The sequence below is a fragment of the Picosynechococcus sp. PCC 7117 genome (assembly GCF_001693275.1).
Lineage (GTDB): Bacteria > Cyanobacteriota > Cyanobacteriia > Cyanobacteriales > MRBY01 > MRBY01.
This window is the reverse complement of sequence record NZ_CP016477.1, coordinates 869483-888765: the sequence shown is the minus strand read 5'-3', so window position 1 is coordinate 888765 and position 19283 is coordinate 869483. Positions and strand designations below refer to the sequence as shown.

21 protein-coding genes and 1 riboswitch are annotated in these 19283 nt (G+C 48.5%); of the genes, 16 read left to right on the top strand and 5 right to left on the bottom strand.

The window, feature by feature from the left end:
* Window positions 1-42: 42 nt before the first annotated feature.
* Window positions 43-279 (bottom strand): 50S ribosomal protein L28, encoded by a 237-nt coding sequence (gene rpmB, locus AWQ22_RS04315; protein ID WP_012306474.1) that lies wholly within the window; start codon window positions 277-279, stop codon window positions 43-45.
* Window positions 280-358: 79 nt separating this feature from the next.
* Between rpmB and AWQ22_RS04310 the strand changes: the two genes are divergently transcribed.
* Both AWQ22_RS04310 and AWQ22_RS04305 read left to right on the top strand, forming a co-directional pair.
* On the top strand, window positions 359-547 hold the full coding sequence (locus AWQ22_RS04310; protein WP_062432939.1) for a hypothetical protein: 189 nt from the start codon (window positions 359-361) through the stop codon (window positions 545-547).
* Between the two features lie 130 nt (window positions 548-677).
* On the top strand, window positions 678-2120 hold the full coding sequence (locus tag AWQ22_RS04305) for an MFS transporter (protein ID WP_065710301.1): 1443 nt from the start codon (window positions 678-680) through the stop codon (window positions 2118-2120).
* Here the strand turns inward: AWQ22_RS04305 and ctpA are convergent.
* The gene (ctpA, locus tag AWQ22_RS04300; RefSeq protein ID WP_030007566.1) at window positions 2117-3361 is read right to left on the bottom strand and encodes a carboxyl-terminal processing protease CtpA; all 1245 of its coding nucleotides are present in this window, start codon (window positions 3359-3361) and stop codon (window positions 2117-2119) included. The two genes, AWQ22_RS04305 and ctpA, sit on opposite strands and share 4 nt — an antisense overlap.
* Before the next feature lie 230 nt (window positions 3362-3591).
* On the opposite strand from ctpA, the gene petB reads away from it, so the two are divergent.
* Entirely contained in the window at window positions 3592-4260 is a 669-nt protein-coding gene (gene petB / locus AWQ22_RS04295; protein WP_012306470.1) for a cytochrome b6, read from the top strand.
* 56 nt (window positions 4261-4316) lie between these two features.
* On the top strand, window positions 4317-4799 hold the full coding sequence (petD, locus tag AWQ22_RS04290) for a cytochrome b6-f complex subunit IV (RefSeq protein ID WP_012306469.1): 483 nt from the start codon (window positions 4317-4319) through the stop codon (window positions 4797-4799).
* 41 nt (window positions 4800-4840) lie between these two features.
* Here petD and AWQ22_RS17255 read toward each other — a convergent pair whose 3' ends face one another.
* The gene (locus AWQ22_RS17255) at window positions 4841-4963 is read right to left on the bottom strand and encodes a hypothetical protein (RefSeq protein ID WP_255448006.1); all 123 of its coding nucleotides are present in this window, start codon (window positions 4961-4963) and stop codon (window positions 4841-4843) included.
* A gap of 40 nt (window positions 4964-5003) precedes the next feature.
* Here AWQ22_RS17255 and AWQ22_RS04285 point away from each other — a divergent pair, with 40 nt between their 5' ends.
* From AWQ22_RS04285 to AWQ22_RS04275, 3 genes are read left to right on the top strand one after another with little or no spacing between them, the layout of a single operon-like run.
* Complete coding sequence (locus AWQ22_RS04285) at window positions 5004-7241, top strand: NADP-dependent isocitrate dehydrogenase (RefSeq protein ID WP_065710300.1); 2238 nt, start codon at window positions 5004-5006, stop codon at window positions 7239-7241.
* 59 nt (window positions 7242-7300) lie between these two features.
* Window positions 7301-7615: a type II toxin-antitoxin system Phd/YefM family antitoxin gene (locus tag AWQ22_RS04280; RefSeq protein WP_012306465.1), complete on the top strand. Its 315-nt coding sequence runs from the start codon at window positions 7301-7303 to the stop codon at window positions 7613-7615.
* The gene (locus AWQ22_RS04275; RefSeq protein WP_397428288.1) at window positions 7585-7869 is read left to right on the top strand and encodes a Txe/YoeB family addiction module toxin; all 285 of its coding nucleotides are present in this window, start codon (window positions 7585-7587) and stop codon (window positions 7867-7869) included. Before AWQ22_RS04280 ends, AWQ22_RS04275 begins: the two co-directional genes overlap by 31 nt.
* A 16-nt stretch (window positions 7870-7885) precedes the next feature.
* Here the strand turns inward: AWQ22_RS04275 and AWQ22_RS04270 are convergent, their stop codons facing one another.
* Window positions 7886-8779 carry a CoB--CoM heterodisulfide reductase iron-sulfur subunit B family protein gene (locus AWQ22_RS04270; RefSeq protein WP_065710298.1) on the bottom strand — a complete coding sequence of 298 codons (894 nt, stop codon included), beginning with the start codon at window positions 8777-8779 and terminating at the stop codon, window positions 7886-7888.
* 86 nt (window positions 8780-8865) lie between these two features.
* Here AWQ22_RS04270 and AWQ22_RS04265 point away from each other — a divergent pair, with 86 nt between their 5' ends.
* Entirely contained in the window at window positions 8866-9627 is a 762-nt protein-coding gene (locus AWQ22_RS04265) for a sensor histidine kinase KdpD (RefSeq protein ID WP_065710297.1), read from the top strand.
* On the opposite strand, the gene AWQ22_RS04260 is transcribed toward AWQ22_RS04265, so the two are convergent.
* Window positions 9587-10060 carry a GNAT family N-acetyltransferase gene (locus AWQ22_RS04260; RefSeq protein ID WP_315862436.1) on the bottom strand — a complete coding sequence of 158 codons (474 nt, stop codon included), beginning with the start codon at window positions 10058-10060 and terminating at the stop codon, window positions 9587-9589. The two genes, AWQ22_RS04265 and AWQ22_RS04260, sit on opposite strands and share 41 nt — an antisense overlap.
* A 362-nt stretch (window positions 10061-10422) precedes the next feature.
* A riboswitch (TPP riboswitch) is annotated at window positions 10423-10522 on the top strand.
* 9 nt (window positions 10523-10531) lie between these two features.
* On the opposite strand from AWQ22_RS04260, the gene thiC reads away from it, so the two are divergent.
* The 8 genes from thiC (at window position 10532) to gyrA (ending at window position 19155) form a co-directional block, all read left to right on the top strand.
* On the top strand, window positions 10532-11917 hold the full coding sequence (gene thiC / locus AWQ22_RS04250) for a phosphomethylpyrimidine synthase (protein ID WP_065710295.1): 1386 nt from the start codon (window positions 10532-10534) through the stop codon (window positions 11915-11917).
* Window positions 11918-12017: 100 nt separating this feature from the next.
* On the top strand, window positions 12018-12914 hold the full coding sequence (locus tag AWQ22_RS04245; protein WP_232321473.1) for an abortive infection family protein: 897 nt from the start codon (window positions 12018-12020) through the stop codon (window positions 12912-12914).
* On the top strand, window positions 12884-13102 hold the full coding sequence (locus tag AWQ22_RS16695; RefSeq protein ID WP_157094577.1) for a hypothetical protein: 219 nt from the start codon (window positions 12884-12886) through the stop codon (window positions 13100-13102). Before AWQ22_RS04245 ends, AWQ22_RS16695 begins: the two co-directional genes overlap by 31 nt.
* Window positions 13093-13302, top strand: coding sequence for a DUF2283 domain-containing protein (locus AWQ22_RS04240; protein WP_232321472.1), 210 nt, complete (start codon window positions 13093-13095; stop codon window positions 13300-13302). The genes AWQ22_RS16695 and AWQ22_RS04240 overlap by 10 nt, the downstream gene beginning before the upstream one ends.
* Window positions 13303-13372: 70 nt before the next feature.
* Window positions 13373-13576 carry a ribbon-helix-helix protein, CopG family gene (locus AWQ22_RS04235; RefSeq protein WP_065710293.1) on the top strand — a complete coding sequence of 68 codons (204 nt, stop codon included), beginning with the start codon at window positions 13373-13375 and terminating at the stop codon, window positions 13574-13576.
* Complete coding sequence (locus tag AWQ22_RS04230) at window positions 13576-13842, top strand: type II toxin-antitoxin system RelE/ParE family toxin (protein WP_030007578.1); 267 nt, start codon at window positions 13576-13578, stop codon at window positions 13840-13842. The genes AWQ22_RS04235 and AWQ22_RS04230 overlap by 1 nt, the downstream gene beginning before the upstream one ends.
* 348 nt (window positions 13843-14190) lie before the next feature.
* Window positions 14191-16386 carry a ComEC/Rec2 family competence protein gene (locus tag AWQ22_RS04225; protein ID WP_065710292.1) on the top strand — a complete coding sequence of 732 codons (2196 nt, stop codon included), beginning with the start codon at window positions 14191-14193 and terminating at the stop codon, window positions 16384-16386.
* Between the two features lie 159 nt (window positions 16387-16545).
* Complete coding sequence (gene gyrA, locus AWQ22_RS04220; RefSeq protein ID WP_065710291.1) at window positions 16546-19155, top strand: DNA gyrase subunit A; 2610 nt, start codon at window positions 16546-16548, stop codon at window positions 19153-19155.
* Window positions 19156-19283: the final 128 nt, after the last annotated feature.

Sequence of the window (19283 nt, the reverse complement as noted above, 5' to 3'; positions counted from 1 at the left end):
TGGAAGTCTGGTGAAAGTAATAAAGAACTGGCGTTTTTGACCTTAGAGTTTGTTAAGGTTGATACCAGCTTCTCTCGCCATGGCATCGATGCCTTTCTTTTCAAGGGTTTTGATGGCTTTGGTGGAAAGACGTAGGCGGACAAAGCGATTGCCTTCGGGCCACCAGACTCTTTTCCACTGCAAATTAACTTCTTGTAGCTTTTTCGTCCGACGGTGGGAGTGGGACACCGCCATCGCATTATTGGCTTTCTTGCCGGTAATCTGGCACTTACGGGACATACGAAAGATCTCCTAGCAATTTTTATAATAAGTAATCCAATCTACAATCATAATGCATTAACGAAGCGAGGCCAAATTCATGCAACGCGGAAAACTGACCGCTATTATTACCGGAGCGATTTCTCTTTTGTTGGCGATCGCCTATTTACTGCTCGTCCAAATTCTAGATTTTCGCGGCGAAATGAAACCCGCGCCGATGGTGGAGATGCTCCCGACAACGATCAGCGTTTTTGCCCAGCCCCATATTGATCAAGCATTTCACTCCTAAGCATTAAAGCGATTTCCCTGGGGCGACCAAGTTGGGCCGCTAGAATGAAACTATGACAACTAATGGGCGATGGTCCTCTAGTCCTCAACTTCATTCATAGGGCGATCGCTCGGCAACTGGAGAATTTTATATGGCTTTTACTGGGGAAGAAAAATCTTCCCAAAATCCAACCATCGCAACCCCATCAACGGACAATTCCCCGCAACAAAAACAAGAGTTTAATGCCTGGCAACTGTGGAACATGAGCATTGGCTTCCTGGGAATTCAGTTTGGTTGGGGCCTGCAGATGGCCAATATGAGCTCTATTTTTGAACATCTCGGCGCTAGTGCCCACAGTATTCCGATTCTTTGGTTGGCGGCCCCCCTAACGGGTCTTTTGGTACAACCGGTCATTGGCAATTTAAGTGATTACACTTGGACTCCCCTGGGACGCCGTCGCCCTTACATTCTCGTGGGGGCCATCTTAGCGTCCATGGCGTTAGTCCTTATGCCCCAGTGTGGCAGCCTTTGGATGGCGGCGGGACTCCTGTGGATCTTAGATACCAGTGCCAATACAAGTATGGTGCCGTTTCGGGCTTTCGTTGGGGATTTACTGCCCCAGCAGCAACGGACAAAAGGGTTTGCCATGCAGAGCGTGATGGTTGGGCTAGGGGCGATCGCCGCTTCGATGTTGCCTTGGCTCCTGAGTCACTTATTTGCTGTCAATTCCACCACTGGCCCAGATCAGCAAATTCCCCAATCTGTCACCTGGTCTTTTTATATTGGTGCCGGGCTTTTTCTCACCACTGTACTGTGGACGGTGCTGACCACCTCAGAATCTCCCCCTCCGGATTTAGACCGCTTCGACCAACTCAAGGAAAAACGGGGTGGTATCCGCCAGAGCTTCAGTGAAACCTGGCAAGTGTTGGGACAAATGCCACCGACGATGTATCGACTTGCTTGGGTGCAAATTTTTACCTGGTTAGGAATTTTTTGTTTTTTTATTTACTTCCCGCCAGCGGTGGCCCGGAATATTTTTGGGGCTGTGGATATTCAATCAACCCTCTATAACCAAGGCATTGAATGGGCGGGACTTTGTTTTGCGGTGTTTAATGCCGTCTGTATTCCCTTTTCGTTCCTGTTACCCTGGTTAACCCGTCGCCTTGGTCGCAAGGTGATCCACATCATTTGTCTTTTGTGTGGGGGTTTGAGTCTTATTGCCCTCTTAAAAATTCAGCAACCCTGGCTGCTTTTGCCTTCGATGGTTGGTTTTGGCTTGGCCTGGGCCAGTGCCCAAGCGATCCCCTATGCCATTTTGACCTACGCTTTACCGACCCAAAGACGGGGCATTTACCAGGGCATTTTTAACTTTTTTATTGTGTTACCAGAAATTGCCGTTTCCCTAGGCTTTGGCTGGATCATGGAACATTGGCTCCAGGATAATCGACTGACTGCTGTGGTCTTGGGGGGAAGTTTTCTCGTGATTGCAGCGGCTTTGATGTTATTTGTGCCGACGGAGGCAAAACAATTAGCGGGTCTACAAACATCACCACAACAAATGGCAGAGCCTTCGGTTGTCGATTCAACGGTTTAGGAAGCTTGGGAAATTTGGGCGATCGCCTGGTCTTGGGTTAGCAGATCGAGGGCGGCTTGATATTGCAGATCCGTCTCACTCCCCATCATTGCATAGCCGATCGGCTCCTGGGGCACCACCTCATCGGGCATAATCCCCAACTTGTTAATGTCGTGGTGGAGAGGCGTCTCATATTTCGCAACGGTGACGGCCATACCCGCCCCATCCGGCAATTCAAACAGCGATTGAATCAGCCCTTTCCCAAAGGTTTTTTCGCCCACGAGCACCGCCCGGCCATTGTCTTGGAGTGCCCCAGCTAAAATTTCACTGGCGCTAGCGGTCGCTTGATTCACGAGGACAACCAGGGGCGCATCGGTGAGGGGTTGGCCCACAGCACTGTAACTTTCAAAAATCCCTTGGCGGTTGACCGTGTACACAATGGTTTCTTGATCAAGCCAGAGGCGCGCGATCTCGATGCCAGCCTGGAGTAAACCACCGGGATTATTGCGCAGGTCGAGGACATAGCGGTCAGCCCCCTGTTTTTGCAACTGATTCAGGGATTTGATAATTTCTGTTTTGGCGTTGGCACTGAATTGATTGAGGCGAATGTAACCCACTTTTTCGCCATTTTTTTCATCTAATTTGTCATAGACAGGATTTAAAGCAATGGTGTCGCGGGTCACTTTGACGGTGCGTACCGTGTCTGTTTTCGGAGATTTTACGGTGAGGGAAACGGTGCTGCCTTTTTTGCCACGCATTCTTGCCGCCGCCTCCTCAAGGCCAATATTGCGGGTGTCAATGCCATCGATAGCTAAAATTTGATCCTTGGCTTCAATGCCCGCCGCTTCTGCTGGGGAGCCAGGCAGAGGCAAAATCACTTCTAAAACATCGACTTCTGGATTGACATTGATCTGTAAACCGACCCCCGACAGTTCGCCAGAGGTACTGACTTTTAGGCTGCGGTACTGCTCTGGGCGCAATAGACGCGTGTAGGGATCATCGAGGAGGGCCAACATTTCACCCACAGCTTCATAGGCTTCGTCGCGGGTTTTGAGAGGCCGCTTCAGGAATTTTTGCCGGATGAGCCACCAATTTTGGTGGTTAAAGGTTTCATCGACGTAGGCTTGACTGACGTAACGCCAGGCCTGGAGCAGTAAATCTTGTTCGTCGGTAAAGGCGATCGCCCGCTCCATAGGCCCAAAGACCAATACCAACACCAGCAAAAGACTGCAAAGACCAGCCTGTAAACGTTTTCTCAGCATCCGTCGAGTTTTATGAAAAATACTTGATTATTTTTAACACTATAGCGAAATTAACAGCCCTTTGACGGTTTTTGAGGTTATCCTGGGGCGATCGCCGTCCATAAAAATTTGCCCTAACGCCATTAAGGTCATATCCGCCAAAAAGCCCGATAATCCTGTTACTTCACCACTTGACAGAGCAAGCTGTGTTACATTTTTGTAAAGAGATTTTTCGTTTCTAATCAGGCTTCATGTTTACAAAAGAAGTTACCGACTCCAAATTATATAAGTGGTTTAACGAACGACTAGAAATCCAAGCGATCTCTGACGACATTTCTAGTAAATACGTTCCCCCCCACGTCAATATCTTCTATTGTCTGGGTGGTATTACCCTTACCTGTTTCATTATCCAGTTCGCCACTGGATTCGCAATGACCTTCTACTACAAACCCACCGTAGCAGAGGCATTTACTTCCGTTCAATACATCATGAATGAAGTGAACTTCGGGTGGTTGATCCGTTCGATCCACCGTTGGTCTGCCAGCATGATGGTCTTAATGATGATTCTCCACATTTTCCGGGTGTACCTCACTGGTGGCTTTAAGCGTCCCCGTGAGCTGACTTGGATTACTGGGGTCATCATGGCGACGATCACCGTTTCCTTCGGTGTAACTGGTTACTCCTTGCCTTGGGACCAAGTTGGTTACTGGGCAGTCAAGATTGTGTCTGGTGTACCTGCGGCGATTCCTGTCGTGGGCGACCAAATGGTTGAGTTGCTCCGGGGTGGCGCAAGCGTTGGCCAAGCAACCTTAACCCGTTTCTACAGTCTTCATACTTTTGTTTTACCTTGGTTGATTGCGGTCTTCATGTTGGCCCACTTCCTCATGATCCGTAAGCAAGGTATTTCTGGTCCTTTGTAAGGATCAGGTTTTCCGTTTGCTCAAAACAACGTTCTTGTTGAGGAGAACTTTTACTCATGTCTATCATGAAAAAGCCGGATCTTAGCGATCCAAAACTCCGGGCAAAACTGGCTCAAAACATGGGACACAATTACTATGGTGAGCCGGCTTGGCCCAATGACATTCTCTTTACCTTCCCCATCTGTATTGCGGGAACCATCGGTTTAATTACCGGCTTGGCGATTCTCGATCCAGCGATGATCGGTGAACCGGGTAATCCTTTCGCAACACCCCTGGAAATTTTGCCGGAGTGGTACCTCTACCCCGTCTTCCAAATCCTCCGGGTACTACCCAACAAACTGCTGGGTATTGCTTGTCAAGGGGCGATTCCGTTGGGTTTGATGATGGTGCCTTTCATTGAAAGCGTCAACAAATTCCAAAACCCCTTCCGTCGTCCGGTGGCGATGGCTGTTTTCCTCTTTGGGACTGCGGTCACTCTCTGGCTCGGTGCGGGTGCTTGTTTCCCTATTGATGAGTCTTTGACTTTGGGCCTGTTCTAAAACCCACGCCTAATTTTTTGGACTAATTTTATTTTTCATTTCTAAACAGATTGGCGATCGCCCCCTTTGGCTCCGGCTAAACGATGGCGATCGCCTTTTGCGTGACCCCTATCAGCATTTCCAGACGGAGAAGCGTCAAGGCTAGACCCTGTGCCATGTATCATTTAGGCTGAGAAACATTCCGTGACACGACGCCTAAGCAATATGAGCAACCAGACCTCGAAAATTACCTACACTTTTACCGACGAAGCCCCCGCACTGGCGACCTACTCCCTTCTCCCCATTGTGGAAGCCTTTACGACTGCGGCCAATATTGAGGTGGAAACTAAGGATATTTCCCTCGCTGGGCGGATTATTGCGAATTTTCCGGAATATCTCACCGCCGACCAACGCCGCCCCGATGCCCTCGCTGAATTGGGTGCTCTCGCAAAAACTCCCGACGCCTACATCATCAAGCTGCCCAATATTAGCGCCTCCATTCCCCAATTGACAGCGGCGATCAAAGAATTACAAACCAAAGGCTACAACGTGCCGGATTATCCCGCAGACCCCAAGACCGAGGCAGAAAGGGAGATTAAAGCGAAATATGCGAAAGTTCTTGGTAGTGCCGTAAACCCGGTTCTACGGGAAGGCAATAGCGATCGCCGGGTCGCCGCTGCCGTTAAAGAATATGCCCGGCACAATCCCCACAAGGTCGGGGAATGGACAAAGAACTCCAAATCCCACGTCGCTCACATGGATGAGGGAGATTTCTATGGCAGTGAGCAATCGGTCGTTATTGAGCAAGCGGACACCCTGAAAATTGAACATCAAGGCACCGATGGCACCGTCACCGTTCTCAAAGAAGCCATTCCCGTGCTTGCGGGTGAGGTGGTCGATGCTGCGGTGATGAGCGTCAAGGCCCTGCGTGCTTTCTATGAAAAAGAAATTGCCGCCGCTAAAGCCGAGGATATTTTATTGTCCCTGCACGTTAAAGCGACGATGATGAAGGTGTCTGATCCGATTCTCTTTGGTCATGCTGTCACCGTTTACTACAAGGACGTTTTTGCGAAATATGCCGATACTTTCCAAGCCTTAGGTGTTAGCCCCAATAACGGTTTAGGGGATGTTTACGCCAAAATTGCCAATCTTCCCCCAGCAGAAAAAGCGGCGATCGCCGCGGATCTCCAAGCGGTTTATGACAAGCAACCCCGGTTGGCAATGGTTAATTCTGACAAGGGCATTACCAACCTCCATGTGCCCAGTGATGTGATCATTGATGCGTCGATGGCGGCAGCGATTCGCACCTCCGGGAAAATGTGGGGAGCCGATGGGAAACCCCACGATACAAAAGCGATGATTCCCGACCGTTGTTACGCCACCATGTACCAGGCCTGCATTGAATTCTGTCAAGAAAATGGCGCTTTTGACGTCAAAACCATGGGTAGTGTCGCCAACGTGGGACTAATGGCGAAAAAAGCCGAAGAATACGGTTCCCACGATAAAACCTTTGAAATTGCCGCCGCTGGTCAAGTGCGTGTTGTTGATGGGCAGGGCAATGTTTTAATGGCGCATCCCGTGGAAAAAGGCGATATCTGGCGGATGTGTCAGACTAAGGATGTGGCGATCCAAGATTGGGTGAAATTGGCAGTTAATCGCGCCCGCCTCACAGGAAATCCCACCGTATTTTGGTTAGATGAGAACCGCGCCCACGATGCCAAAATTATCGCCAAGGTTAAAGAGTATTTACCCCAGCATGATCCGAGTGGTTTGGATATTCACATTCTCCCGCCAGTGGATGCGATGAAATTTACCTGCGCCCAAATTAAAACTGGTCAGGACGTCATTTCGGTTACGGGAAATGTGCTGCGGGACTATCTAACGGATTTATTCCCCATTCTCGAACTGGGCACGAGCGCTAAAATGCTCTCGATTGTGCCGTTGCTGGCTGGGGGTGGTTTGTTTGAAACGGGCGCAGGCGGTTCTGCACCGAAGCACGTCCAACAGTTCCTCGAAGAAGGCCACTTACGGTGGGATTCCCTAGGGGAATTTTTGGCGATCGCCGTTGCCCTCGAAGACCTCGCCCAGAAAACAGGCAACGAAAATGCCCTCGTTTTGGCAGAGGCCCTAAACAAAGCCAACAGTCAGTACCTCAACAACGATAAATCTCCCTCCCGCAAGGTGGGCGAAATTGATAACCGGGGCAGCCATTTTTATCTGGCACTCTATTGGGCCCAAGCCTTAGCGGAACAGGACAAAAACCCTGAATTAAAGGCGAAATTTGCCCCCTTAGCCCAAGCATTAACAGAAAACCAAGACAAGATCGTGGCGGAGTTAAATGCGGCTCAAGGTCAATCGGTTGATATTGATGGGTACTATTTTGCTAATTCTGAAAAAGCGAGTCAGGCCATGCGTCCTAGTGAAACTTTAAATCAGGCGATCGCCACCTTGATTACTGCTTAAAAACTCAATTTTTCGAGGATCGGCTTCGTGGAAACAAAATATTTTCTGAGGCCGATTTTTTGATCACTGGTTTATCTAGCAAAAAAGATATACTAGGAATAATTTTAAAGCCCACGAAAAAAGCGATGGATTTGCTCACAGTTCAAGAAGCGCAAAATAAACTCCAGCGACTCATTGATGAAATTGCTGATAGCCATCAACCGATTGTGATTTCTAGTGAACACAATAAAGCTGTGATGATTTCACAAGCTGATTGGGACGCGATCCAAGAAACCCTTTATTTAGTCAATATTCCAGGCATGAAGGCATCCATTCAAGAGGCAGCCAGAGAACCTCTAGAAGAATGCATTGCCTTGGAGAATCTGGACTGGTGAGCTGGAAAATAGTCTTGTCAAAGCAAGCAGCTAAAGATGCCAAAAAGATTGCATCTGCTGGTTTGAAGCCAAAAGTTCAAAAACTTCTAGAAATTCTCCAAGAAAACCCCTATCAACCTCCCTACGAAAAATTAGTGGGCGATTTAAAAGACTATTATTCACGCCGCATTAACATTCAACATCGTCTGGTTTACCAAGTTTTAGAATCCGAGAGAATGATTAAAATTTTGCGGATGTGGAGTCACTACGAATAAACATTTGACTCTTTTCTTAAAAACCCAACTTTTCGAGGAGCGGCTTCGCGGAAACAATATGTTTGCCGAGGCCGAGTTCCTTAGGAGAAATGCCCAATGCAAGAGCTACTAATTGGGGCAAATGGAGCACAGGAATTTCCAATTTCTGGCCAATGACTTTTTCGACTTCTGGTTGGCGCGAGTCTAAATTGAGATGACAGAGGGGACAGGGGGTCACAAGGCAATCTGCCCCGGCGGAGATCGCCGCTTGTAGATGTTTCCCTGCGAGACGAAACGCTTGTTCTGTGGCATAACTAGAGAGGGGCCAACCACAGCATTGGGTGCGACCATCATAGATAATTGGCGTTGCCCCAACCGCCGAGAAAACAGACTCCAGAGAATGGGGCTGGACAGGGTCATCAAAGGGAAGACTATTTTGAACCCGGAGGAGATAACAGCCATAAAAGGCGGCACATTTGAGTCCTCGGAGAGGCTTAATTACTTTTTGGGTGAGCTTATCAAGGCCATAATCTCCCACGAGCGCCCAGAGCAGATGTTTGACTTCGCTAGTGCCTCTGTAGGGTGAACAGTGGGATTCACTCAGGAGATGATTGACCTGAGAAAAATAATCTGGATTATTGTCTTTGGCTGCTTTGAGGCGTTCATCGACATGGCCGATTACCCCTTGGCAAGTGCTGCAGTGGGTTAGTAAGGGTAAATTAAGCGATTCAGCCAACGCGATGTTGCGGGCATTGACGCTATCTTCTAGGAGTTGGGATTCTTCTTTGTAGGTGCCAGAGCCACAACAGGCAGCTTGCTTGAGTTCGATTAATTCAATGTCGAGGGCTTGGGTGAGGGCCGCCGTGGAGAGGTACAGTTCCCGACAGGCTCCTTGGGCGACACAACCGGGAAAATAAGCATAGCGCAACATTTCAGCCAAACCTTAGGATCTTGGAGGATGTAGGTTCATCTTATCGTTGGTCGTTTCGTAGTCTGTGAAAATAGTTATGTTTTGTTATGTCTAATGGTCCTTCTGCTTTGAATACGGATTTGGCGATCGCCCTCCAGTGGGGACAATTTCAGGCGCGGTTTTTTGGCCAAGTGGCCCACGAATTGCGATCGCCCTTGAGCACGATCATGGGGCTGCAGCAGCTCATTTTGAGTGATTTGTGTGAAAATCCCGCTGAAGAACGGGCTTTTATTGCCGAAAGTTATGCCGCCAGCCAAAAATTACTGGGGTTACTTGATTTGGCGATCGCCGTTTCAAAGTTAGATTATGGTCAAAGTTCGAAACAGGCGGAGTGGTTTGATCTCGAAACGCTCCTCGCAGAACTAGAAAGCCTGCTCAGGGTGAAAGCCCAAAATAATAATTTGTGTTTGGCCATTGCCCATCCGGTCGGCGCTACCCTGGATATTTTTGGCGATCGCCACCACCTACACCAATTTTTCCTCACCCTCATCGACACCACTCTACAACGGGCTGAACAAGGCACAATTCACCTCAGTTACGGGCTACAACAACCCAATAAAATCACGTTTCAACTGACCTCAACCCAGACCACGGACTTTTGGCGTGAAACCCAAGTGCCGGATTTAACCCTAGGCGATCGCCCCAGCCTCGAAGAAGTTCAACAACTAGCCCAAGCCCTTGAATTTTCTCCAGCCCTAAAGTGGCAACTGTGCAAAAAGCTGCTGGCGAGCTACGGGGGTACCCTAACCCGCCATTACCAAGACCAAACTATGCAGGTAATGGGGCAGTTTCCTCAACCGCACAGGTAATCACGCTGATCGGATGCTCGTGGTTGTGGAGCACCATGGTAGTCGTCGCATTTTCTTTAAAACCAATGCGCTCATAAAACGTCTGTTGGTGGGTCGTCATCAAATAAACCCGCTCGACTCGGCACATCCGTGGGTGGCTAATCAGCGTTTCCACTAACTTACGGCCTAGGCCCAACCCTTGATAATCCGGGTGGATCACCACATCCCACACCGTCGCCCGAAAGACACCATCTGAGGTTCCCCTCGTAAACCCAATCAGGTGATCGCCATCCCACACCGTCACCACCGGATCACTGTAGGCGATCGCCGTTTCTAGATCCGCCAAAGAGCGTTCCCTCGCCCAAAAGGCCGTCGCATTAAACAACGCCTGCAATTGCACCAGATCAACCCTGGCCTTATCCACAGAAAATAAAATATTGCTGCAATCCGAAATTTTATTCATAGCCTTTTAGACGCAGAGGGAATAAAACAAAAACACCCAGGGCAACCCTTTCCTTGTCCCACGGGAATGTTCTAGGACAGGCGGATCGCGAGTGCAAAAGAACAATAGCTAAAAAAGCTACCCATTCTAATTAACCCATTAGCAATCTTAACCTGAAAAATTTGTCCATCATTGTAACCAGTTCCGCCATACATCCGGTGATGAATTGTTGATTTTTAGCTTTTTCCCCAGAAAATAGCGATTTTCCAGACTGCTGTCCAAAAATCCTTAAATCTGCCCAAATCCCGTCAGACCCTGATCCCAGCCCCGCCATACTTCCCAAGACTTTGCTAAGGAGTGATGTTAGAATTTATTGCCATAGCTAGGGGTGTCTGTCATAGGAATCAGACTGAGATAGTCCCTTAGAACCTGAGACTGGGTAATACCAGCGTAGGGAAGCTGTTAATAGAGGATTAAAACAATATGAGAGCTGATTGGGTCGCCAAACGGCAAGGTCAAAGTAACGTCTCCCAAATGCACTACGCACGCCAAGGCGTTATCACCGAAGAAATGGACTACGTGGCAAAGCGTGAGAATCTGCCCGTTGACTTGATTCGCGACGAAGTAGCCCGGGGCCGTATGATTATCCCGGCTAATATCAATCACACCAACCTCGAACCGATGTGTATCGGCATTGCTTCGAAATGCAAAGTCAATGCAAATATCGGTGCGTCCCCCAACTCCTCCGAAATTAATGAGGAATTAGCCAAGCTACAACAGGCCGTTAAATATGGTGCGGATACTGTGATGGATCTCTCCACTGGGGGCGGCAACCTGGACGAAATTCGTACCGCCATTATCAAAGCCTCACCGGTGCCCATCGGGACTGTGCCCATTTACCAAGCCCTAGAAAGTGTCCATGGCAACATGGAAAACCTCACGGCCAATGATTTCTTGCACATCATCGAGAAGCACGCCCAGCAAGGGGTGGACTACATGACCATCCACGCTGGGATCTTGATCGAGCATCTGCCCCTCGTGAAAAACCGGATTACGGGGATTGTGTCCCGTGGTGGTGGGATTCTTGCCCGTTGGATGTTGCATCACCATAAGCAAAATCCCCTCTATACCCACTTTGACGACATTATCGAAATCTTTAAGCGTTACGATGTGTCCTTCAGCCTTGGGGATTCTCTGCGCCCTGGCTGTACCCACGATGCGTCTGATGAGGCGCAACTCGCCGAACTCAAAATCCTGGGTCAACTGACCCGTCGCGCTTGGGAACACGATGTCCAAGTGATGGTAGAAGGCCCTGGCCACGTCCCCATGGATCAGATCGAGTTCAACGTGAAGAAGCAGATGGAAGAGTGCTCTGAAGCGCCTTTTTATGTGCTCGGCCCATTGGTGACTGATATTGCTCCCGGTTACGACCACATCACCTCGGCGATCGGGGCAGCAATGGCTGGCTGGTATGGCACGGCGATGCTCTGCTATGTCACCCCCAAAGAGCACCTCGGCCTACCTGATGCAGAGGATGTACGGAATGGCCTCATCGCCTATAAGATTGCGGCCCATGCGGCAGATATTGCCCGTCATCGTCCTGGGGCACGCGATCGCGATGATGAGTTGTCCCATGCTCGCTATAACTTCGATTGGGAGAAGCAGTTTGAGCTTTCCCTCGATCCGGAACGCGCCCGTGAGTACCACGATGAAACCCTTCCGGCAGACATTTATAAAACTGCGGAATTCTGTTCCATGTGTGGGCCAAAGTTCTGCCCGATGCAAACGAAAGTTGATGCGGATGCATTAACAGAACTGGAAAAGTATTTAGCTAGTACTGCCGCCCAAGAGGAACTCGCCAAGGCTTAACTTAATTTCTGTACTTTATATTTTCAGAAGGGTGGTTAGCATAATTGTTATTCCACTCTTCTCTTTTTATATTTAGTCATTCTGATTGTTAGAGAAAAAATTGTATAATTTACTAGTTTCCTCTCAAAAATCTGCTTGGAATGGTTCACCATTTAAGCTCGAATTAAGTCGATGTATACGTGAATACACAACCAGCGAGATCACTCAAAAATATGGCTCGTTTCGAAAAAAAGAGATTGACTCTATTTGTAAATTGCCATGCATTTTTGCCTATGAATCTCGATGCAATCAAGATCCAAAATTTGGATACATCACAAATATCATTGAATTTCAGGGCATGGTAAAAATAGAATATAAAATCGTTGATATTGATAAATTTCTCTCTCATTCTCAACTCTTAGAAAAAAAATTTGAGCTTAAAATTGACACTAAACATTATGAAATGGATAGGACTCATTGGTCAATTAAGGAAGTTGATTTAGACAAAGAGCTTGGCCAACTTAATATTCAGCTTCCACTATTGATGGGAATTCAACCACTAGATAATAATATCTCGACTATTCTTACTAGTTTCGATGGCCAAAATATTCATGCTGCATGGGAAAAGGCTCTTGAAAGACGCAATACTGATCCAGATGCCGCAATTACAATGGCTCGAACATTAATTGAGTCAGTTTGTAAGCATATTTTAGATGAAGCAAATGTTGATTACAATAATCAGGATGAGTTACCTCAACTTTATAAGAAAACTGCCAAACAACTTCAAATGGCGCCGCAAGATTATCAGGAACATACTTTCAAGCAAATCTTCAGTGGTTGCCACTCAGTAATTCAAGGACTAGGAACATTACGCAATCAATTAAGCGATGCTCATGGAATAGGAAAAAAAGCAATTAAACCATCTAATCGGCATGCAGAGCTTGCGGTTAATTTAGCTGGCTCAATGGCTGCATTTTTAATCTCGACTTGGGAAGAACAAGTCTCAAAAGAACCTTAGTTATCGCCAATTATGATCAGATTATTTTTGGTAATGATGGAGCTTTGATGGCCATTCGAGAAATGGAAGCAGGAAAGGTTTTAGTTGTGATTTATAAAGAAAAAAGACCAGATGATGGTTTTATGATTACTGCATTTCTGACTCGTCGTCTTAACTCACTCAATCAAAGGATTGAAGTATGGTCGTAGTGGAAGAAAGCCTTAGTTATTTAAAGTTTGTACCGTTGCTACAGGATTTGCAGAAGCGTCTCTTGTATCTCTTCTATGACGCTGAAGCAGATGTTCTTTATATCGATTTTTATAATCCTCCGGTGTCGAGTGATGATACTGAATTAATGGATGATGATGTGATTATTCGGTATGGAAAAATGATGAACTTGTGGGGTTAACTGTTCTCCACACAGGCGATAAGTAAAAAATAAGTTATGATAATTAATATATTTTCTGTATAAAAATACAATGCAAATCCAACTTGATGACAGTAAAACAAAAGAGCTATTAACAGAAATTGTGATTGATCTGATTCAAAATCGTCAGGAAGTTATTCGAGAAATTCTCCTTGATGCTCTTGAAGAAGTGGGACTCGGAAAAGCAATCATTGAAGGTAGACAAAATGATTTTGTGAGCGAAGAAGGGATCTTTACTTTGTTAGATGAAGAATAATGGAAATACTGTTTGAATCTCGCTTTCAAAAAGATCTCAAAAAAATCAAAGATAAAAAAATTCGCCAAAAAGCCAAAGAAGTTATTTTACAGTGTAAACAGGCCGGGCAATTAAACGAAATTAATAATCTCAAAAAAATGCAAGGCTATCAGACTTTTTATCGCATCCGGCTAGGTGATTATCGCATTGGCATTGAACTTTCGGAGAATACATTGATTTTTACCCGCTTCTTGCATCGGAAAGAGATTTATCGATTTTTCCCATAGGCCATGAAAATGGAGTGATATTTTTGGGCTACCTTGACGATCGCCTTTTTAGGGAGTCAACGGACAACCCTGGTCACGAGTGAAGGAAACAACACTATGACGCGCATAGGGTTCTGCCTTGGAGGTCTTTAGCAATGTCAATGCGGATTTTTATGACGCTCATTTGGGGATGGCTCGCGAAAATCGACGGCAATATAGAGGATGGCCCATTCTTGGTGCTCAACGGCATAGTCATTGATTCACACAAATTTTCTACTCTGAGTCCTTCTACTGTTTCCTCACTAATTCCCATGGATAAAGTCGAGCTAAGCTTGTGGGCAAGTTTTTGTACCTTTGCTTTCTTTGCCTATGGTTTTTCAGCGTGGTATCGTCCTCTGTCTTGGATATCTCATTGGTCTTGGTTTAACGGGATTTTGGGGGCCACTGAACCCGCAACCTTCTTTGCTGCAGTGGGGGTTATTGGTTGGGGCGATCGCCTTGGGGACAATCCTCGCAACAATTTTTCTTCCCCGTCATCTCTGGCAAGTGCCGCGCCGCTTCTGGCCGATGCTGGGATTGGTGATGCTGCTGGCTGTAGTTTATAGTCAAGGGCGTCTACCCCGTCCGGCGACCAATGGTCTCTACAGTCTCACCCAAAGTCAGCCCAGTTTATTACAAAGTCCCGTAGAAATCCAAGGGCAAATTTACCGCTCCATCACCACACAAGAACCAGATAGACAACGGTTTTGGTTTCGGGTGCAAAATGTAAAGTTAGGGCAAAATGTTGCTCCCCAAAAAGAAAATTTATATGTCACGTTAAGCGGAGATTTTTCTCAATTTAAGCTTGGCGATCGCCTCCAGTTGACAGGGCGTTTATACAAACCCCGACCGCCTCAAAATAAATTTGCCTTCAGTTTTCCGGATTACCTACGCCAAAACAATACTTTTCTGGGTTTTAGTGCTTGGGAAGCGGCATTAATTCGGCGAGAAGAGTCGCTCACAGAAATACTGCGCCAACGGATTCAACGGAGCCATCGGGAATTTTTACCAGACAAACCCGCTAGCTTGCTCAGTTCTATGGTGTTGGGGCGTCAGACCACCAATTTAGACCCCGAAATTTATGATTTGTGGGTCAAAGCGGGCTTGGCCTACACCGTTGCCGCGTCTGGGTTTCATGTGTCGCTGTTGTTGGGGGTCGTGTTGTGGCTCCTGCGTGATCAACAAGAGAAAACACAATTCTATGGCGCGGCAGGAACTTTACTCGGTTACGTGCTGCTGACGGGTTTCCAGGCTTCGATTCTCCGGGCGGCCTTAATGGGGATGGGGGGTTTAGTGGCCCTAGTGCTTGATCGCAAGGTCAGGCCCATTGGTCTTTTGCTAGTGACGGCAACGGTGTTGCTCCTCATTAAACCGCTATGGCTGTGGGACTTGGGCTTTCAACTCAGTTTTTTGGCAACCTTTGGCCTGTTTACGACCCTAGAGCCGCTTCAAAAAAAGCTAGATTTTCTTCCCCCAACGGTGGCAACGGCGATCGCCATTCCTATTGCCGCCAGTATTTGGACATTACCCTTACTGGCCTACAAATTTAATGTGATCGCCACCTACTCGATCCCCACCAGCATTGTGCTATCGCCCATTATTGGCCTGGTCAGTTTGGGCGGTATGGTCAGCGGTGCCGTCGGTCTATTCATCCCAGAACTTGGTGGGGCGATCGCCTATGGACTGGGTTGGCCTTTGCGGGGGATGATTTGGCTCGTGGAACAGGTTGTGGCGTTGCCTGGGAGCCAAGCGAGTGTCGCCGCGCTACCTTTGCCGCAACTGCTTGTTTTCTATGGAGTGATGCTGTTGATTTGGCGCTCTCCCTGGGCCCAAAAACAGGCCAGGCCCCTTATCGGCGGTTTACTAATCCTTTTCGTTACAGTGCTGGTTTATCGCCATTTCAATACCACTCAAGTGACGATTTTTGGCGATCGCCAAACCCCTGTAATTGTCGCTCAAGCGGGCGGTAAAACCCTGGTAATTAATGTCGGTTCCCCTGGATTTTGGGAATATACCCTCGAACCTTTTTTACGTCGCAGCGGCCTCAATCAAATTGATGGCTTGCTTTCCCTGACGCCCCCCGACCCCGCCGCCCAAACCGTTAATTTTTCCGGTGAACTGCCCATCAAACAGTATTTTTCACTCCCCCAATCTCCAACCGACAAGGTTACAATCCTCCGCCCCCTCGAACCGAAACGCCTCGGCCCGATCCGCTTGCAACTCCTCCAGGAAGATTTGCATATTTTAGAAATTCGTCTCCAGGGCCAAGCTTTTTATCTCCTCAGTAAACAAACCGCCGACGCCGACTTTATCGCCCAGTGGAATCCGGCCATTCTCATTGCAAAGGCCGCTGATCTCGATTTCAAAATCTGGCAGACCCTCAAACCCCAAAAGGCGATCGCCATTGGTTCTCCCCAGGGCCATTTTTTAGCGCCCAACCGCATCGTTTACTGGAGCGAAACCGACGGCACGATTCAATGGACGCCCCGCCAGGGTTTAAGCAGCCTTTCGCCCAATCTCCCCTAGGCCCAAAGCCTTTTCCTGAGCCAGTTTATGCCCCAAAGACTGTGGTAAAATAGGAGTCTATTTGACCGAAAAAATCCAGTTAAAAAACGCAAAATAATCTTCCTTAACGTCTTTTTCTCTGGTTTTTAACCTTTTTTGACCTAGCGGAGCCGAAATCCTATGACCTCCCCCCAGGAGCGCATTATTCCCACCGATTTAAGCAATGAAATGTCACGCTCGTACCTAGAGTACGCCATGAGTGTGATTGTGGGGCGGGCGTTACCCGATGCACGGGATGGCTTAAAACCCGTACACCGTCGTATTTTGTATGCGATGTATGAATTGGGTTTGACCCCAGATCGCCCTTTCCGGAAATGTGCCCGGGTCGTGGGGGAAGTCCTCGGTAAATATCACCCCCACGGGGATACAGCGGTCTATGATGCCCTGGTGCGCATGGCTCAGGATTTCTCCATGCGAGACCCGCTGATCAATGGCCACGGTAATTTTGGCTCCATTGATAACGACCCAGCGGCGGCGATGCGTTATACCGAATGTCGGCTCCAGTCCTTGGCGACCAACGCCCTGCTGCGGGATATCGAATCAGAAACCGTTGACTTTGCGGATAACTTTGATGGCTCCCAACAGGAACCCGTTGTTCTCCCTTCTCGGATTCCCCAGCTTTTGGTGAATGGTTCTTCGGGGATTGCGGTGGGGATGGCGACCAATATCCCGCCCCATAATCTTGGGGAAATTATTGATGGGGTGACAGCGCTGATCCACAATCCTGAGATCACGATCAAAGAATTAATGCAATTCATTCCGGCCCCTGATTTTCCAACGGGGGCACAGATTCTCGGTCGTTCGGGGATTAAAGATGCTTACATGACGGGTCGGGGTTCGATCACGATGCGGGGAGTCGCTGAAATTGAAACGCTCCGCCAAAATGGTCGGGAAAAAGAAGCAATTATCGTCACCCAACTGCCTTACCAGACCAACAAGGCGGCGCTGATCGAACGCATTGCCGATATGGTCAACGATAAGAAAATTGATGGCATCTCTGATATCCGCGATGAAAGCGATCGCCAAGGGATGCGGATTGTCATCGAACTCAAGCGTGATGCTTATCCCCGCGTTGTTTTAAATAATCTGTATAAACACACGCCCCTCCAGGCCAACTTTGGCGCGAATATGCTGGCCCTGGTGAACGGCGAACCCCAACTGCTCAATCTGAAGCAATTCCTCCAGGTGTTCCTGGATTTCCGGGTGGAAGTAATTACCCGGCGCACCCGCTACGAACTGCGCAAGGCCCAGGAACGGGATCACATTCTCCAGGGATTACTCATTGCCCTCGATAATCTCGATGCGGTGATTCACTTAATTCGTCAGGCAGCGGATACGGCGATCGCCCGTCAGGGGTTGATGGACGGCTACAACCTCAGCCAAGCCCAGGCCGATGCCATTTTACAGATGCAATTGCGTCGCCTCACGGCCCTAGAAGCGGACAAGATCGAAGCAGAACACCAGGATCTGTTGCTGAAGATTACGGATCTCGAAGATATTCTCGCGCGTCGGGAACGGGTTTACGCGATTATCGAAGCAGAGCTCACCGAAATTAAGACTATCCACCAGAGCGATCGCCGCACAGAATTGGTCTTGGATGATGGTGATCTCCAGGATATTGACCTAATTGCCAATGAGCAAGCGGCTATTTTGCTCACCGAACAAGGCTATATCAAACGCATGCCCGTGGCCACCTTTGACGCCCAAAACCGCGCCACTCGCGGCAAAGCCGCCACCAAAATGAAGGAAGACGATGGCGTCGATCACTTCCTCACCTGCTGCGATCACGACCATGTGCTGTTCTTTACGGAGCGCGGCGTCGTTTATTCTCTAAACGCTTACCAAATCCCCCAGAGTTCCCGCACGGCCAGAGGTTTACCAGCCATTCAACTGCTCCCCATCCCGAAGGATGAAAAAATTACAGCGATGCTGGCAGTGAGTGAGTTTACCGAGGATGAATACCTCGTCATGCTCACCCAGAACGGCTACATCAAAAAAACCGCCCTGTCTGCCTTTGCCAAAATTCGCTCGAACGGTCTAATTGCCATTTCCCTCGAAGATGGCGATGAACTCCGTTGGGTACGCCTCGCGCGACAGGAGGACAGCATCATTGTGGCCAGTAGTGAAGGGATGGCGATCCACTTCCAGGCTGACCATAACCAGTTACGTCCCTTGGGCCGTTCTACGAGAGGCGTGCGGGCGATGAAACTCAAATCCGACGATGACAAATTGGTAAGTATGGATATTGTGTCGTCTCAAATTACGGCGGCGATCGCCGCTGCGGATACAGCAGAAGACGAAGACGATAACGAAGAAGTCACCGAAAATGTTGACCAGGGGCCTTGGGTGATTGCCGTAACCACAAAAGGCTTCGGCAAGCGGGTGCCCGTGGGACGATTCCGCCTGCAAAACCGCGCTGGGGTCGGCCTCCGGGCGATTAAATTCAAATCTAAGGCAGATCGGTTGGCTTCCCTGAGAATTGTCAATCCCGAAGATGAACTGATGCTCGTCACGGGGCGCGGCATTATGATCCGTCAGGCTGTGGAGTCGATTTCGCTCCAATCCCGCAGTGCCACCGGGGTCAGGGTGCAGCGCCTGGATGGAGATGATGCGATTGTGGCGGTGGCCCTAGTACCGCCCCCAGCAGAAGAAGACGGTTTAGAAACTGTGGATATTGCCGCCGAGGAAGACAATTTAGACATGGTGGAGGTCACAGCTGAGGAAGAATAACCTCCCCTTTAGTAACACTTCTCTAGCTTCCCTAGAGGAAAGAATTTTGTGGAGCTTGCCAACACACCGGCAACTGTTTCCCCTCTTGAGAGGGGTCAGGGGAGTGTTAACTCAAGGAATAACACCCT

Bases quoted from the DNA above. Each gene is read 5' to 3' on its own strand.
- rpmB (WP_012306474.1), bottom strand. From the start codon at position 279: ATGTCCCGTAAGTGCCAGATTACCGGCAAGAAAGCCAATAATGCGATG.
- AWQ22_RS04310 (WP_062432939.1), top strand. From the start codon at position 359: ATGCAACGCGGAAAACTGACCGCTATTATTACCGGAGCGATTTCTCTT.
- AWQ22_RS04305 (WP_065710301.1), top strand. From the start codon at position 678: ATGGCTTTTACTGGGGAAGAAAAATCTTCCCAAAATCCAACCATCGCA.
- ctpA (WP_030007566.1), bottom strand. From the start codon at position 3,361: ATGCTGAGAAAACGTTTACAGGCTGGTCTTTGCAGTCTTTTGCTGGTG.
- petB (WP_012306470.1), top strand. From the start codon at position 3,592: ATGTTTACAAAAGAAGTTACCGACTCCAAATTATATAAGTGGTTTAAC.
- petD (WP_012306469.1), top strand. From the start codon at position 4,317: ATGTCTATCATGAAAAAGCCGGATCTTAGCGATCCAAAACTCCGGGCA.
- AWQ22_RS17255 (WP_255448006.1), bottom strand. From the start codon at position 4,963: ATGATACATGGCACAGGGTCTAGCCTTGACGCTTCTCCGTCTGGAAAT.
- AWQ22_RS04285 (WP_065710300.1), top strand. From the start codon at position 5,004: ATGAGCAACCAGACCTCGAAAATTACCTACACTTTTACCGACGAAGCC.
- AWQ22_RS04275 (WP_397428288.1), top strand. From the start codon at position 7,585: ATGCATTGCCTTGGAGAATCTGGACTGGTGAGCTGGAAAATAGTCTTG.
- AWQ22_RS04270 (WP_065710298.1), bottom strand. From the start codon at position 8,779: ATGTTGCGCTATGCTTATTTTCCCGGTTGTGTCGCCCAAGGAGCCTGT.
- AWQ22_RS04265 (WP_065710297.1), top strand. From the start codon at position 8,866: ATGTCTAATGGTCCTTCTGCTTTGAATACGGATTTGGCGATCGCCCTC.
- thiC (WP_065710295.1), top strand. From the start codon at position 10,532: ATGAGAGCTGATTGGGTCGCCAAACGGCAAGGTCAAAGTAACGTCTCC.
- AWQ22_RS04240 (WP_232321472.1), top strand. From the start codon at position 13,093: ATGGTCGTAGTGGAAGAAAGCCTTAGTTATTTAAAGTTTGTACCGTTG.
- AWQ22_RS04235 (WP_065710293.1), top strand. From the start codon at position 13,373: ATGCAAATCCAACTTGATGACAGTAAAACAAAAGAGCTATTAACAGAA.
- AWQ22_RS04230 (WP_030007578.1), top strand. From the start codon at position 13,576: ATGGAAATACTGTTTGAATCTCGCTTTCAAAAAGATCTCAAAAAAATC.
- AWQ22_RS04225 (WP_065710292.1), top strand. From the start codon at position 14,191: ATGGTTTTTCAGCGTGGTATCGTCCTCTGTCTTGGATATCTCATTGGT.
- gyrA (WP_065710291.1), top strand. From the start codon at position 16,546: ATGACCTCCCCCCAGGAGCGCATTATTCCCACCGATTTAAGCAATGAA.